Source organism: Stakelama saccharophila (genome assembly GCF_032229225.1).
Classification (GTDB): Bacteria; Pseudomonadota; Alphaproteobacteria; order Sphingomonadales; family Sphingomonadaceae; genus Sphingomonas; species Sphingomonas saccharophila.
Genome location: NZ_CP135076.1, coordinates 548694 through 562997, shown reverse-complemented (window position 1 = coordinate 562997; position 14304 = coordinate 548694). Strand labels below are relative to the sequence as shown.

The window sequence follows — 14304 nt, the reverse complement described above, 5'->3', positions numbered from 1 at the left end:
TTTTGTCGCATTCGCGAAAGGAAAGGAATGGCGCAGCGGTCGGACGGGACGGCGCGAATCGATCACATCGCGCTGATCGGTAATTTTCTCCCGCGCAAATGCGGGCTCGCGACGTACACGACGGACGTTTATACCGCGTTTTCCGAGCGTTTTCCCGACATGCGCATCGATGTCTATGCGATGGACGACCATCCCGGCCGGCATGATTATCCGGCCGCCGTCACCCGCGCGATCCCGCAGAACCGCCGCCACGCCTATATCGCGGCGGCGGCCGATATCACCGCCAGCGGCGCGCAGGCCGTCTGGGTTCAGCACGAATACGGCATTTACGGCGGCCCGGCGGGGGACCTCCTGCTGGCGATGCTCGACCGGCTGACGGTGCCGGTGATCGTGACGCTGCACACCATCCTGGAGCATCCGGGCGAAGATGAGCACCGGGTGATGAAAGCCTTGCTGACCCGTTCCGCGCGCGTGATCGTGATGGCCGAAAAGGGGCGCGCGATCCTCGAACGGGTCTATGGCGCCGATCCCCGCCAGATCGTGATGATCCCCCACGGCGTGCCGGATCGCCCGCTGGTGGCGCCGGACACGATGAAGCCGCGCTTCGGTTGGGAGGGCCGCAAGGTGGTGCTCACCTTCGGCCTGCTGGCGCCCAACAAGGGCATAGAGACGATGATCGAGGCGATGCCCGCGATCGTCGAACGGAATCCGGACGCGCTCTATGTGGTGCTCGGCGCGACGCATCCCCATCTCATCGAGCATGAAGGCGAGGTCTATCGCAAGCGACTGCACATGCTCGCGGCGAAACGAGGCGTTGCCGAGCACGTCCGCTTCATCGACGCCTTTGTCGAGCATGACGAATTGCTCGACTATCTCCAGGCGGCCGACGTGTACGCCACGCCCTATGACAATCCCGAGCAGATCACGTCGGGCACGCTGTCTTATGCCGTCGGGGTGGGAAAGGCGGTGGTCTCCACTCCCTACGTCCATGCTACCGAGATCCTTGCCGATGATCACGGCGTGCTCGTGGACTTCCGCGACGACGCCGGTTTTGCGCGAGCGATAGACGCGCTGCTCGCCGACGACGATGCCCGTGCCGCCCTGTCGCAGCGCGCCTATCAACGCGGCCGGACGATGATCTGGCCGCGCCTTGCCGAGGCTGGCTACGAAGTATTGCTGGAATCGCTTTCGAGGCGGCCGCATCGCTTCCGTCGCGCGGAGCCGCACTTCGCGGTGCTGCCGCCCGACCTGCGCACGGTGGAGCGGATGAGCGACTCCACCGGAATGCTCCAGCATTCGGTCTATGCCGTACCCGACCGACACCACGGATACTGCATCGACGACAATGCCCGCGCGCTGATCCTGATGACTCGTATGCCGGAGTGCGACGATGCGATGCGCGAACGCTGGACGAGCGTTTATGCCGCATTCCTCCAACATTCCTGGAATCCGGATGCCCGCCGCTTTCGCAATTTCATGAATTTCGACCGCACCTGGTGCGAGGACGCGGGCTCGGAGGATTCGAACGGCCGCGCCCTCTGGGCGCTGGGCGTGACCGCGGCCGAGGCGAAATTCGCCAAATACCGCGACTGGGCCGGCAACCTGTTCGACGCCACCGCCGGGATCGCACGCGATTTCGGCAGCCCGCGCGCCGCCGCCTTCGCCATGTTGGGCGCTGCCGCCATACTCGGCGCCTGTCCGGGCGATAAGCTGGCGACGGATCTGCTGGAACATTGGGGCGATCAGCTCACCACGCTGCTCGACGCCGCGCGGCGGCCCGAATGGCAATGGTTCGAGATCGTGCTCGCCTACGACAATGCCCGTCTGCCCGAAGCGTTGATCCGGGCCGGACTCGCGCTTGGCCGCGACGATTTCCTGAAGACGGGGCTCGAAACCCTCAATTGGATCATCGCCCGCCAGACGAGCCCGGAAGGGCGCTTCCGCGCGGTCGGCACCGACAGCTTCGGCCGCGAATATGCCGATCCGCTGCCGTTCGATCAGCAACCGCTCGAGGCGCAGGCGACGATCGATGCCTGCGCCGCGGCGTTCGAGGCGACGGGCGACAGGCGCTGGATCGCCGAAGCGAAGAAGGCCTATGGCTGGTATGTCGGCATCAACGACCTCGATCTTCCGCTCGCCACGCCGCGCGACGGCGGCTGCTATGACGGTCTGATGCCGACCGGATTGAACCGCAACCAGGGGGCCGAATCGATCCTCGCGCTGCAACTTGCCTCATGCGCGATTTCGGCCCTTTCAAAAGCCGGCGAAACCGTGAAGGATCGCGACCGCGCCGTCGCCTGAACGAAACGGCACGCGAGAAACTTCACCGGGGGCCAGCATGGCGAATACCATCGTCACCCATTCGTTGCGGCTGCACGCCGATCCGTCGCGCGTCGTGGTGCGGCCCTTTCATATCGGCTGGCAGGCCAACGGTTCCGCGCAGAGCCGGAGCGAACGCCTGGTGCGCGAGGTGCTCGACCTGAGCCCACAGGACACGCGCGCGCAGCTCGCCGCGGTTCTCAAGGATTTCGAGGCGCGCCACTGGCAGACGCGGCGCGTCTTCATGACGCGCTACGACGAAGTGGGAAGCCAGCTTCAACTCGATGGCGCCGCCATCAGCGACGAGAAGCGGCAGTTGATCGGTGCGTATTTCTGCCACGAATACAGCTATGCCGCAGCCGCACTGATGAACCCCAGCGCAGTGCCGCATTTCGATCAGTCGGGCATGCCCGAGGGCAGCATGCGCATCATCCTGTCGATGCGGGCCGTGGGCGAAGGGCATATCTCCTCGGTCGCCTTTCGCGAAGGCATCATCACGGCAAAGAACCAGCTTCGCCTGGCGCCCGAGCCGCCCTTCGCCACCGCCGCCGACGCCGCGGAGGACGAAACGCACATCCCCGAAGGCCCGGTAACGGTGCGCCGCCACCGCGATTCCACACTGTCGGGCACGGTGATCTTCCCGATCACGCGGGCGCAGTCGAACGGGCTGGAGGACCTGCGCCTGGTACAATTCACGCACCCCGACGGGTCGACCGAATGGCTGGGCACCTATACCGCCTATAACGGGTCGGTGATCCAGTCCGAGATGATACGGACGCGAGACTTCCGCGCCTTCGACCTGGTGCCGATGACCGGAAATGCGGCGCGCAACAAGGGCATGGCGCTGTTTCCACGCCGGATCGGCGATCACTATATGATGATCGGGCGGCAAGATGGCGAGAATCTCTACCTCATCAAGTCCGACTCGCTGACGCACTGGAACGAGGGGGAGAAACTGCTCGAACCGAAATTCCCTTGGGAATTCGTCCAGATCGGCAATTGCGGCCCGCCGATCGAGCTCGATCAGGGCTGGCTGCTGCTCACCCACGGCGTCGGGGCGATGCGCAAATATTCGATCGGCGCGGTGCTGCTCGACAAGGACGACCCGTCAAAGGTGCTGGGCCGCACGACCAGGCCGATCCTGGCGGCCAAGGACCAGGACCGCGAAGGCTATGTCCCCAATGTCGTCTATAGCTGCGGCGCCTTGCGCCACGGCGACACGATCTTCATTCCCTATGGCGTCGCCGACAGCTCCATCGCCTTCGCCTTCGCGAAGATTCCCGCGCTGCTCAGGATGATGTGACGAGCCGCCGCGTACGGCGATAGAGGAACGCCGCCAGCGCGGCGAACAGGATCGTCCCGCCGATCAGCGCCGGCACCGCGAACCCGTCGCCGACGATCGCGAGCGGGCTGTCCGATCCGCTGCCCGCGACGATGCCGGCGAAGGCGACGCCCCACAGGCTTTCGCCGACGATCAGCCCGGTCGCGGTCAGCACGCCCAACCGTTTCGCGAATTCGACATCGCCCTGCCGGTCGGCCCAGCGATCGTAGAACCAGCCGATCACCGAACCGATGACGGTCGGCAGAATGACGCTCATCGGCAGATAAATGCCGATGCCCACGCCGAGCGGCGGCAGGCGCAGGCGGCCGAGCAGACCCAGCACCTCGTCGAGGATGACGAAGACGATGCCGGCCGCCGCGCCCCAGCCGATCATCGCCCAATTGAGATCGCCGCCCAGCACGCCTTTGGCAAGCGCGGAGATCAGCGCGGCCTGTGGCGCGGGCAGCGCATTCGGCCCGGCATTGGCGGCGCCGGCGAAACCGAAGGCGGTATTGAGCAAATCGAGCACCGGCGGAATGACGAGCGAGCCGAACACCACACCGATCACCAGCGCGACCTGCTGTTTCCACGGCGTCGCGCCGACCAATTGCCCGGTCTTCAGATCCTGGAGGTTGTCGTTGGAAATCGTCGCGACACCGAACACGATGCCGGTGACGATCAACGCATAGGCGACGAGCGCCGCCGTGGTATCGGCGGGCTGATCGCGGCCGAACAGCGCGACGAGCATCAGCGCGGCCGCCACCACCGACAGGATGCCGATGCCCGACACCGGCGAATTCGACGCGCCGATCAGGCCCGCCATATAGCCGCACACCGCCGCGATCAGCAGGCCGATCACCGCCACGAACAGCACCGCGCCGATGATCAGCACGACCTCCGACCCGGCAAGCGGACCGCTGCTGATCACGGTATAGAGCAACCAGCCGATCGGCAGCAGCATGGCCAGCGACCCGGCGGCGACGATGCCGATCGGCAGGTCCCGCTCCTCCAGCGCCAGCATTTCGCCGCCGTGCCGTGCCTTGCTCGCCGCCATTGCCGAACGGATGCCGCCGATGACGGGGCCGGCAATTCTCAGGAGCGTCCACACCGCCGCGACGCCGATCACGCCGGCGCCGAAGAAGCGGACATTGTCGCTGAACACGGTGAGCGCCCACGTCTCCGCACCACCCGGCAGCGGCGTCCGCGCCGTCAGGATCGGCAGCAGCACCCACCAGCCGACGACCAGCCCCAGGAACATCGCCATGCCCACCGACAGGCCGACAAGATGGCCGACACCCAGCAGTGCGAAGGACAATCCGCCGGAGACCCCCGTCGCACCGCCGCCGATGCGGAACCAGGCGGCGGCCTCGCCCACCACCAGTCGCGTTTGCGTCAGAATCGCGAAGCCGGTGGACACCAGGCCGTTCCAAAGGAGCACCGACAGTCCCCTGGCGCTTTCCTCCGCGCCCTCGCGCGACCCGGACCCGACCTTCAGCACTTCGGCAGCCGCGCGTCCTTCCGGATAGGGAAGCGGCGTATCGACCACCAACGCGCGCCGAAGCGGGACAGAGAACAACACGCCCAGGATACCGCCCGTGCCGGTGATCGCCGCCGTCGTCCAATAGGGAAAACCCTGCCACCAGCCGATCATGACGAGGCCCGGCAGCACGAAGATGATCGCGGCCAGCGTTCCCGCCGCCGACGCGACCGTCTGGACGATATTGTTCTCGTAGATGGTCGAGGTCTTGAAATTGCGCAGGATCGCCATCGAGATGACGGCGGCCGGGATAGACGTCGCAAAGGTCAGCCCGACCTTCAGCCCCAGATAGACGTTCGCCGCGGTGAACAGCAGCGTGATGACCCCGCCGAGCAGGACGCCGCGCAGCGTCAATTCGAGCACCGGCCGGTCGGCCGGCCTGGTTGCACCGGTGTCGGTCATCTGTGCGGCCCCCTTGTCGTTTCGGCGCGCCTCTGTCGGACGCGGCGAAACTTCATGGCATGAAAGCCCGCCGCCGCGACAGCGCTTTTTGCGCAAGCCACACAGCTCCGCTCGCCCCAAGCTTGTCGGAAGGGCGTCCCTGGTCGTACGGCAGAAAGAAAGGGCGGTGCTTGAACAGGCGCAGCACGAACGGAAACCATGGGAGCAGCGCTGGCGCCGCCGCCGCGAATGTGGAACATAAGGGGCACGTTATGCCCGACGACGCGCCCCCCGTCCGCAAGATCATCCATGTCGACATGGACGCCTTCTTCGCAAGCGTCGAACAGCGCGACAATCCGGAGCTTCGTGGAAAGCCGGTCGCGGTCGGCGGCAGCTCGCGTCGCGGCGTCGTCGCGGCCGCGAGTTATGAGGCACGCAGGTTCGGGGTGAAGTCGGCGATGCCGTCGGTCACCGCAGTGCGCCGCTGCCCCGACCTGATCTTCGTGAAGTCGCGCTTCGACGTCTATCGTGCGGTGTCACAGCAGATCCGCGCGATCTTCGCCGACTATACCGACCTGATCGAGCCGCTGTCGCTCGACGAGGCGTATCTCGACGTCACCGTCGATCGCCACGGACTGGGCTCGGCCAGAGCGATCGCGGAGGCGATCCGGGCGCGCATCCGCACGGAAACGCGGCTCACCGCGTCGGCCGGCATATCCTACAACAAGTTCATCGCCAAGCTCGCCTCCGACCAGAACAAGCCGGACGGGCTGTGCGTCGTCCCGCCGGCCAGGGGAGCCGCGTTCGTCGCCGGCCTGCCGATCCGCCGCTTTCACGGTGTCGGCCCGGTGACGGCAGCGAAGATGGAACGGCTGGGCATCCATACCGGCGCCGATCTCGCGGCAAGATCGCGCGAGTTCCTCCAGACGCATTTCCGGTCGAGCGCCGACTATCTCTATGGCGCCGCGCGGGGCGAGGACCATCGCCCCGTCCGCGTCCACCGGCCGCGCAAATCGGTCGGGGCGGAGCGCACCTTCGGCGACGACATCCGCGAGCGCACCGCCCTGCACGAAGCGCTCGGGCAGGTGGCGGACGCGGCGTGGGAACGAATCGAGCGCGGACAGGCACGGGGCCGCACGGTGACGCTGAAGGTGCGCTTCGCGGATTTCAAGACGCTGACGCGTGCGCAGACCTTTGCGCGGGAGGTGGCGAGCCGAGAGGACTTCCTGGAAGCGGGCAAGCAGATGCTCGAGCAGTTTCTGCCGACGACCAAAGGCATACGGTTGCTCGGGCTGACGCTGTCGAAGATACAGCGCGGGGACGAAGACGGCGCAGGCGACCATGCGGTGCAGCCCAGCCTGCCGCTGTAACCTTCCGCCATGCCGGACTTGATCCGGCATCCAGAATTGCGCGCGATCCGGACTCTGGATCCTGGCTTCCGTCAGGATGGCGGAGAGAAAGGGCCGTCATCCCGGAACAACCCGTTCAGCACGCCGCGGGCGACGGTGCGCGGTCGGGCGGGAGCAGCGATACCAGCGTCGCACCCGCGTTCAACCGGGTGATCACCGTCTCGACATCGACGCCCGGATCGGGGCGGAATATGCCGCCTTCGCCCATGAAAAAGCTCCCGCCACCGGGGTGACGGGAGCTTGCTTGTGGCGGGAAAAGGGCCCGCCGGGCCTTATTCCCCGTCGTTGATGCTGACGGCGACATAGCGGCCGATGCCGCGCATGATGACATAGAGCAGCACCTGTTCGCGCCCGGCCGCCTTGGCCTTCGCCACGACCTGGCCCAGCTCTTCCGGCGTGCTGACCGGCTGCCGATTGGCGCTGACGATCACCGCGCCGCGGCCGATGCCCTTGGCGGCGGCATCGCTCGACGGGTCCGTGCCGAGGACGACCAGGCCATTGGTATCGGGATCGACGCCGATCGAGCGCGCGATCTGCGCCGTCAACGGTGCAACCCGCAACCCGATCGATTTCGCCGGGTTGGCGGTGTCCTCACTTTGCGGCGCCGCCTCGTCCTCGGGATTGAAGCCCTGCAGTTCCGATTCCGGCGGGCGCTTGCCCAGCGTCACGTTCAGCTTCATCCGCTTGCCGTCGCGAAGCACGGTCAGCGGCACCGTGGTCCCCGGCTTGATGTTGGCGACGAGATAGCTGAGCGTCTGATCGGGCGTCACGTCCTTGCCGTTGACCGAGAGGACGACGTCGCCCTGCCTGATCCCGGCCTTGTCCGCCGCTTCGCCGGGCTGCACGCTGCGGATCAGTTCGCCATTGCCCTCGGGAATGTCGAGCGCGGAGGCGAGATCGTCGGTGATCGGCTGCGGACCGACGCCCAGATAGCCGCGCTCCACCGCTTCGCCCTTCATCAGGGTGTCGATGATCGGCTTCGCCTCGGTCGCGGGAATGGCGAAACCAATGCCGACATTGCCGCCCGACGGCGACAGGATCTGCGAATTGATGCCGATGACGTTGCCGTCCATGTCGAACATGGGGCCGCCCGAATTCCCCCGGTTGATGGCCGCATCGGTCTGGATGAACCGGTCATAGGCGCCCTGGCCGGTAACGCGGTGCAGCGCGGAGATGATGCCCGCGGTCACGGTGCCGCCCAGGCCGTAGGGCTGGCCGATCGCCACCACCCAGTCACCGACGCGGGCCGAATCGGAATTGCCGAACTTCACGAAGGGCAGGTTGTCGCCCTCGATCTTCAGCACCGCCAGGTCGGACGCGGCGTCATTGCCGATCAGCTTGGCCTTGTACTCCTTGCCGTCGGTCAGCGTCACCATGATCGACTGCACCACGGCATTGGCGTTGCCGGCGGCGATCACATGGTTGTTCGTGACGACATAGCCGTCGGGCGAAATGATGAAGCCGGAACCCAGCGACTCCGCCTCGCGCGTCACCGAATCGCCGCCCGGATTGCCGAAGAACTGACTGAACGGCGTGCCGGCGAACGGATTGGCGTTCACCTTCACCTTCTGCGTGGTGGAGATGTTGACCACGGCGGGCTGCAGCTTTTCCACCATGTCGGCGAAGCTCGCCGGGGCGCCGGGACGCGGCGCGGCGCTGGCCAGGACGTCGCGATCGTTCTGCGCCGTCTGCGCGCCCGCCGGCGGCTGCAGCGTCATCGTCGCGGCGGTGCCGCCGAGCAGCAGGGCGGTGGTAATGGCGTAGGCGTAACGCACGGGTTCAATTCCTCTCTTCATTCGGGCCAGAATGGCGCTTTACTGCGATAAAGCGCCTGAACAGCGATTGAATGACGCAGATACGGGTCACCGGTCGGGATTGGCGAATTTCCCCAGATAGCCGTCGCCCGGTGACAGGATGAAAGACGAGTTGCCTTTCGGATCGGTTCCATCCACGCCGAAGGTGTGGCGATAAGACTGCATCGCGCGCCAGAAGTCGTAGAACTCCGCATCCTTGCTGAAGGCCTCGGCATAGATGCTCGCCGCCTGCGCATCGGCATCGGCACGGATGATCTGCGCCTGCTTCAACCCTTGCGCGCGGATCGTCAACGCTTCCTGCTGACGCGCCGTCGCCATGCGCTTGAGCGCGCTTTGCAGCGGACTGCCGTCGGGCAGATCGGCATGCTTGATGCGCACATCGACGATTTCGATTCCATATTGGCTGGCGATGCGGGCGAGACCGGCCTGGATGTTGTCCATCACCTGGCCGCGCTCGGGGCTCAGCAATGCCGCGAACTGCCGCTTGCCGAGTTCGTTGCGCAGCGCGGAGCCCAGGATCGGCTTCAGCGCGGCGGCGGCATCTTCCTCCGTTCCGGCGGTCACGACCATGCGCAGCGGGTCGACGACGCGGAACAGGGCGAAGGCGTCGACTTCCAACCGCAACTGGTCCGTGGACAGGACCGGCTGGTTCTCCAGGTCGATGTCGAGCACGCGCTTGTCGACCCAGACGAGACGGTCGACGAAGGGGATACGCGCGATCATGCCGGCGCCGCTCCGCCCCAGCGGCCGGCCCGGGACATAGGCGTTGACCGTGGCGACCGGCTTTTCAAAGCGCAGGATGACGACCTGCTTCGTCTCCGGCACGATCGCGAGACTGGAAAAGCCAACGATCGCCAGCACCAGCACCAGGATGGCGAGCACCATCGGGTTGCGGAACAGCGAGCGGCTCATTGGTCACCTCCGCCGCTGCTCGGGGCGGTTACCGTGGTTTCCGGCGCCTTTTTCGACCCCGGCGGCACGAGATAGGGCACCACGCCGTCCGGCTCGACGATCGTCTTGTCGGTGTTGGCCAAAACCTTTTCCATCGTTTCGTAATATAGCCGCCGCTTGGTCACCTCGGGCGCCAGGCGATACTGTTCGTAGATCTTGTTGAACTCCGCCGCCTGGCCCTGGGCCGATGCCCGCACCTGCTGTGCATAGGCGCGCGCCTGATTGAGATTGGCCTGCGCCTGCTGCTGCGCGGCGGTCACCGCCTTGAACGCCTCGTCGACCGCGGCCGGCGGGCTCGCATTCTTCACCGATACGCCCTGTACCTCGACACCGGCGCGATAGTCGTTCAGCAGTTCCTGCATCCGCTGCTGGACGCGCGCCTCGATGGCGGAACGCCCGGCGCCGATCACCTCGTCCAGCGTCACCGTCGCCACCACCTCGCGCATCGCGCTCTCGGCCACCGCCCGCACGACCTCCTGCGTGTTCTTGATCTCGAAGACGTAGCGTTGCGGGCTGCGGACATTCCAGCGTACCAGATAGCTGAGATTGACGATGTTCTGGTCGCCGGTCAGCATCAGGTTCTCGCCATTGCCGGTCGGGAACACCTCGTCGCGGATACGTTCGACATCGACCTTGCGCACCGCATTGATCGGCGCCGGCCATGTCATCTGGACGCCCGAATCGAGCGTGCGCGTGTAATTGCCGAAAAAGGTGACCACGCCCTTTTGCTGCGGACCGATCGCGTGAAAGCTCGTCACCAGGAACCACAGGACGAGGATGACGCCGATGCCGAGCAGCCAGAGATTGCGCCCGCCCGGCGCCTGGAAACGGCCGGGGCCGCCATCGCCGCCGGAACCGCCCCCGCCACCGCGGGCGCGCTTCAGGAATTCGTCCAGCGAGGATACGCTGGCACCGCGCTGACGCCGGCCCTGCGGGGGAAATTGCCAGGGGTTGCGCGGCCCGCCGTCATCGTCGGACCCGTTCCCCCCGCCATTGCCCCAGGGACCCTTATTGTCTGCGCTCATCAGCACGCCGGAACGTGCGAGCCACCCCGTGAATATAGCCATGGCCCCCTTTATAAGAACGTGCGCGCCGATTTACAGTGGCAGTATCGCAATTGGTGCCTATCTGCATCGGTGATGACCGATAGTGAAACGATCCAGGCAGTGCTGGCTCCGGTGGCCGCGGGCCGTGCCGCCGTCCGCCTGAAGGACGGGCGCGCCGACATCATTCTTGACGTCACCGGCCTTGCGCCCGACACGCGCGATGCGCTGGAGCGCGAGGTGCGGGGCGCGGCGGAGGCGGTCGCCGGCGTCGAGCAGGTGCGCATCGCCCAGACGACCAGCCGTCCCAGACGCCGGCTGATCGCGGTGGCCAGCGGCAAGGGCGGCGTGGGCAAGTCGACCATAGCCGCGAACCTCGCCGTCGCGCTCGCCGCTTCGGGCCGCAAGGTCGGCCTGGTCGACGCCGACATATACGGTCCGTCCCAGCCGAAGTTGATGGCTGCCGAGGGCGTGAAGCCGGAAGCGCGCGAAAAGACGCTGATCCCGGTGGAAACCCGCTACGGCGTACCGATGCTGTCCATGGGCCAGCTCGTCGCTCCGGATCAGGCGCTGGCCTGGCGCGGGCCGATGGCGACGAGCGCGCTGGGCCAGCTCGTCGACGCCGACTGGGGCGATACGGACACGCTGATCCTCGACCTTCCGCCCGGCACCGGCGACGTTCAGCTTACCATGGTGCAGAAGCACAAGCCGGTCGGCGCCATCATCGTCTCGACACCACAGGATCTGGCGCTGATCGACGCCAGGCGCGCGATCGCGTTGTTCGAAAAAACGGGTGTGCCGATCATCGGCATCGTGGAAAACATGGCCGGGTATCACTGTCCCGAATGCGGCGCGGTTTCCGATCCGTTCGGGCGCGGCGGGGCGGAAGCGGCAGCGAACGACCTCGGCGTGCCGTTGCTGGGCCGCGTGCCGCTTGACATCGCCATTCGCGAACAGTCCGATGCCGGCACCCCGCCCGCCGCCGGGAACGGGGACAAGGCGGCCACGTTCCACCGCATAGCCGGCGCGCTGGGCGACTGGCTCGATGCACGTGGAGACTGACGATGCCGCTGACACGGGACGAGGATATCAAGACGCTGCTCGGCGAGGTGCGCACCATCGCCATGATCGGCGCTTCCGACCGGCCCGATCGCGCCTCGAACGGGGTGATGAAGTTCCTGCAGGATCAGGGCTACCGCGTCATTCCGGTCAATCCGCAGATCACCGGCGAACACGTCCACGGTGAATTCGTCTTTCGCGACCTGTCGCAGATCGAGTCTGTCGACATGGTCGACATCTTCCGCAATTCCGAAGCGGCGGGCGAGGCGGTGGATCAGGCGATCGCACACGGCGCGAAAGCGGTGTGGATGCAGTTAGGCGTGATCAACGAAGCCGCCGCCGCCCGCGCCGAGGCGGCGGGCCTCAAAGTCGTCATGGACCGCTGCCCGAAGATCGAGATTGCCAGGCTGGGCGTCGCGCAGCTCAGATGAGCCGGCGGGCATCGGCGCCTGCGGACTTCGACGGCCGCGCCCTGGCGCGATTGCCCGCGCCGCCCGTCTTCAACCAGGCATCGGCATCATGGATCCGGTCGAACACGGCGACGTTGGGCTGACGGAATACGTGTTTCGCCTGTAGTTTCAGAAGCGTCGTGCCGACCACGATCGTGGCGCGACCGCCGTTGAGATCGTCCGCGAGGTGGGACAATTCCGCGAAGGCTTGCGCGATCTGCACCGATTGGACGGCGTATCCACGCGAATCGCACCGTATATCGAACGGCCTGCCCGACCGGCGTGCTCGGGCCGCCAGTGCAAGCAGTTCCGAAGCGTAGCGATCGAAAACCGCCATGTCCCAATAGCCGGACACGACCGCATCGATGCGCCGCTTCGCCCCGTCGTAAGCCAGTCGGTAGGAATCGTCCCGCATCGAAACCGGTTATCCGGGCCGGCTTGCGGAAACGTGAATCCGGCGCGCGGCCCGCATCAGTCGCGCAACAGTTCGTTGATGCCGGTCTTGGCGCGGGTTCCCTCGTCCACCTGCTTGATGATGACGGCGCAATAAAGCGACGGTTTTCCGTCACCGCCACCCATCGTACCGGGAACCACCACGGCATAAGGCGGCACCTCGCCCATCGTCACCTCGCCGGTCGCGCGGTCGACGATCTTCGTCGACTTGCCGAGATAGACACCCATCGACAGCACCGCGCCCTCGCCGATACGCACGCCCTCGGCGACTTCGCTGCGCGCGCCGATGAACGCGCCGTCGCCGATGATGACGGGATCGGCCTGAAGCGGTTCCAGCACGCCGCCGATTCCGGCGCCGCCCGACAGGTGAACGTTCCGGCCGATCTGGGCACAGCTCCCGACGGTCGCCCAGGTGTCGACCATCGTGCCCTCGCCGACATGGGCGCCGATATTGACGAAGCTGGGCATCAGCACCGCGCCCTTGCCGATATGGGCGCCGCGCCGGACGATGGCGCCGGGCACCGCGCGGAAGCCCGCTTCGCGAAAGGCGCTTTCGCCCCAGCCGGTGAATTTCGAGGGCACCTTGTCCCACCAATGCGTGCCGCCGGGACCGCCCGGCACCGGCGCCATGTCGTTCAGGCGGAAGGACAGAAGCACCGCCTTTTTCAACCACTGGTTGACGCGCCAGCCGCCATCCTCTCCGGGCTGCGCGACCCGCGCCTCGCCGCGGTCCAGCAGAAGGATCGCCTCGGCCACTGCCTCGCGCACGGGGCCGTCGGTGTGGACACCGATTGATGCGCGGTCTTCCCACGCGGCTTCGATGACGGGAATCAGGGCTTCGTCGGACATGGTCCATCCTCCAGAATCTGCTCGAGCCACTGGCCGAGATCGCGGGTGGTGAAATCGATGAAGCTGCGGTCGCGGTCGGCGGCTTGTTCCGATCCGTTGTCGACCCAGACGGTCGTCATTCCAATCGCCTTGGCAGGCTTAAGGTTCCGCGCCATGTCCTCCACGAACAGCGACGCTTCGGGATCGAGGTCATAGGCTTCGCACAGGCCGTGATAAGCGCGCTTGTCAGGCTTCGGGCGATAGCTTGTCGCGTGGATGTCGTGCACCGCCTCGAAATGCTCGCCCAGGCCCAGCCGGTCGAGCACCTTGCCGGCATAGGGCGCATCGGCATTGGTGAAGACGAGCTTCCTGCCCGGCAGTTTCGCGATGGCGGCGCCGAGCGGTGCGTCATGTTCGAGCACGTCCATCTCGACATCATGGACGAAGGCGAGGAATTCGTGCGGGTCGACATCGTGCTCGGCCATCAACCCGGCCAGGGTCGTCCCGTGCTCGAAGAAATGCGCCTTCTGCACCCGCCGCGCCTCCTGCGCGTCGCAGCCCAGCAGGTCGCAGATGTAACGGCCCATTCGGGCGTCGATCTGGGCGAACAGGTTGGCGCTGGCTGGATACAGCGTATTGTCGAGATCGAAGATCCAGTTGCGGATATGGGCGAGCGCATCGAGCATGGCCGCGGCGCTTAGGACCAATCGCCGGCAACGGCAATGACCGGGTTGGACAGT

The 14304-nt window shown here is 66.2% G+C and carries 13 protein-coding genes; 5 read left to right on the top strand and 8 right to left on the bottom strand.

The genetic code is table 11. The features are described from left to right. Positions 1–27 precede the first annotated feature (27 nt). Together RPR59_RS02530 and RPR59_RS02525 are read left to right on the top strand one after the other, a co-directional pair. The gene (locus tag RPR59_RS02530) at positions 28–2301 is read left to right on the top strand and encodes a glycosyltransferase family 4 protein (protein ID WP_313916343.1); all 2274 of its coding nucleotides are present in this window, start codon (positions 28–30) and stop codon (positions 2299–2301) included. A gap of 37 nt (positions 2302–2338) precedes the next feature. Next, complete coding sequence (locus RPR59_RS02525; RefSeq protein ID WP_313916341.1) at positions 2339–3622, top strand: glycoside hydrolase family 130 protein; 1284 nt, start codon at positions 2339–2341, stop codon at positions 3620–3622. On the opposite strand, the gene RPR59_RS02520 is transcribed toward RPR59_RS02525, so the two are convergent. Further along, on the bottom strand, positions 3609–5579 hold the full coding sequence (locus RPR59_RS02520) for an OPT family oligopeptide transporter (protein WP_313916339.1): 1971 nt from the start codon (positions 5577–5579) through the stop codon (positions 3609–3611). The two genes, RPR59_RS02525 and RPR59_RS02520, sit on opposite strands and share 14 nt — an antisense overlap. A 251-nt stretch (positions 5580–5830) precedes the next feature. Here RPR59_RS02520 and dinB point away from each other — a divergent pair, with 251 nt between their 5' ends. Further along, a complete protein-coding gene (gene dinB / locus RPR59_RS02515; RefSeq protein ID WP_313916338.1) occupies positions 5831–6928 on the top strand; it encodes a DNA polymerase IV in 1098 nt (365 codons plus the stop codon). Between the two features lie 115 nt (positions 6929–7043). On the opposite strand, the gene RPR59_RS02510 is transcribed toward dinB, so the two are convergent. The 4 genes from RPR59_RS02510 to hflK form a co-directional block, all read right to left on the bottom strand. Next, the gene (locus tag RPR59_RS02510; protein WP_313916336.1) at positions 7044–7175 is read right to left on the bottom strand and encodes a hypothetical protein; all 132 of its coding nucleotides are present in this window, start codon (positions 7173–7175) and stop codon (positions 7044–7046) included. A gap of 64 nt (positions 7176–7239) precedes the next feature. Continuing rightward, positions 7240–8742, bottom strand: a complete 1503-nt coding sequence (locus RPR59_RS02505) for a Do family serine endopeptidase (RefSeq protein ID WP_313916333.1) — start codon at positions 8740–8742, stop codon at positions 7240–7242. A gap of 87 nt (positions 8743–8829) precedes the next feature. Next, positions 8830–9693 carry a protease modulator HflC gene (gene hflC, locus RPR59_RS02500; RefSeq protein ID WP_313916331.1) on the bottom strand — a complete coding sequence of 288 codons (864 nt, stop codon included), beginning with the start codon at positions 9691–9693 and terminating at the stop codon, positions 8830–8832. Further along, entirely contained in the window at positions 9690–10799 is a 1110-nt protein-coding gene (gene hflK / locus RPR59_RS02495) for an FtsH protease activity modulator HflK (RefSeq protein ID WP_313916329.1), read from the bottom strand. Before hflK ends, hflC begins: the two co-directional genes overlap by 4 nt. A gap of 72 nt (positions 10800–10871) precedes the next feature. Between hflK and RPR59_RS02490 the strand changes: the two genes are divergently transcribed. Continuing rightward, positions 10872–11837 carry an Mrp/NBP35 family ATP-binding protein gene (locus tag RPR59_RS02490; RefSeq protein WP_313916327.1) on the top strand — a complete coding sequence of 322 codons (966 nt, stop codon included), beginning with the start codon at positions 10872–10874 and terminating at the stop codon, positions 11835–11837. A 2-nt stretch (positions 11838–11839) separates the two neighbouring features. After that, a complete protein-coding gene (locus RPR59_RS02485; protein WP_313916325.1) occupies positions 11840–12265 on the top strand; it encodes a CoA-binding protein in 426 nt (141 codons plus the stop codon). Here the strand turns inward: RPR59_RS02485 and RPR59_RS02480 are convergent. The 3 genes from RPR59_RS02480 to RPR59_RS02470 are packed head-to-tail and all read right to left on the bottom strand — an operon-like array spanning position 12258 to position 14250. Further along, entirely contained in the window at positions 12258–12698 is a 441-nt protein-coding gene (locus RPR59_RS02480) for a hypothetical protein (protein WP_313916323.1), read from the bottom strand. The genes RPR59_RS02485 and RPR59_RS02480 overlap by 8 nt on opposite strands. 56 nt (positions 12699–12754) lie before the next feature. After that, the gene (dapD, locus tag RPR59_RS02475) at positions 12755–13585 is read right to left on the bottom strand and encodes a 2,3,4,5-tetrahydropyridine-2,6-dicarboxylate N-succinyltransferase (protein ID WP_313916321.1); all 831 of its coding nucleotides are present in this window, start codon (positions 13583–13585) and stop codon (positions 12755–12757) included. Then, entirely contained in the window at positions 13567–14250 is a 684-nt protein-coding gene (locus RPR59_RS02470) for a pyrimidine 5'-nucleotidase (protein ID WP_313916319.1), read from the bottom strand. Before RPR59_RS02470 ends, dapD begins: the two co-directional genes overlap by 19 nt. Positions 14251–14304: the final 54 nt, after the last annotated feature.

Coding starts and splice junctions, on each gene's coding strand:
- RPR59_RS02530 (WP_313916343.1), top strand. CDS start 28: ATGGCGCAGCGGTCGGACGGGACGGCGCGAATCGATCACATCGCGCTG.
- RPR59_RS02525 (WP_313916341.1), top strand. CDS start 2,339: ATGGCGAATACCATCGTCACCCATTCGTTGCGGCTGCACGCCGATCCG.
- RPR59_RS02520 (WP_313916339.1), bottom strand. CDS start 5,579: ATGACCGACACCGGTGCAACCAGGCCGGCCGACCGGCCGGTGCTCGAA.
- dinB (WP_313916338.1), top strand. CDS start 5,831: ATGCCCGACGACGCGCCCCCCGTCCGCAAGATCATCCATGTCGACATG.
- RPR59_RS02510 (WP_313916336.1), bottom strand. CDS start 7,175: ATGGGCGAAGGCGGCATATTCCGCCCCGATCCGGGCGTCGATGTCGAG.
- hflC (WP_313916331.1), bottom strand. CDS start 9,693: ATGAGCCGCTCGCTGTTCCGCAACCCGATGGTGCTCGCCATCCTGGTG.
- hflK (WP_313916329.1), bottom strand. CDS start 10,799: ATGGCTATATTCACGGGGTGGCTCGCACGTTCCGGCGTGCTGATGAGC.
- RPR59_RS02490 (WP_313916327.1), top strand. CDS start 10,872: ATGACCGATAGTGAAACGATCCAGGCAGTGCTGGCTCCGGTGGCCGCG.
- RPR59_RS02485 (WP_313916325.1), top strand. CDS start 11,840: ATGCCGCTGACACGGGACGAGGATATCAAGACGCTGCTCGGCGAGGTG.
- RPR59_RS02480 (WP_313916323.1), bottom strand. CDS start 12,698: ATGCGGGACGATTCCTACCGACTGGCTTACGACGGGGCGAAGCGGCGC.
- dapD (WP_313916321.1), bottom strand. CDS start 13,585: ATGTCCGACGAAGCCCTGATTCCCGTCATCGAAGCCGCGTGGGAAGAC.
- RPR59_RS02470 (WP_313916319.1), bottom strand. CDS start 14,250: ATGCTCGATGCGCTCGCCCATATCCGCAACTGGATCTTCGATCTCGAC.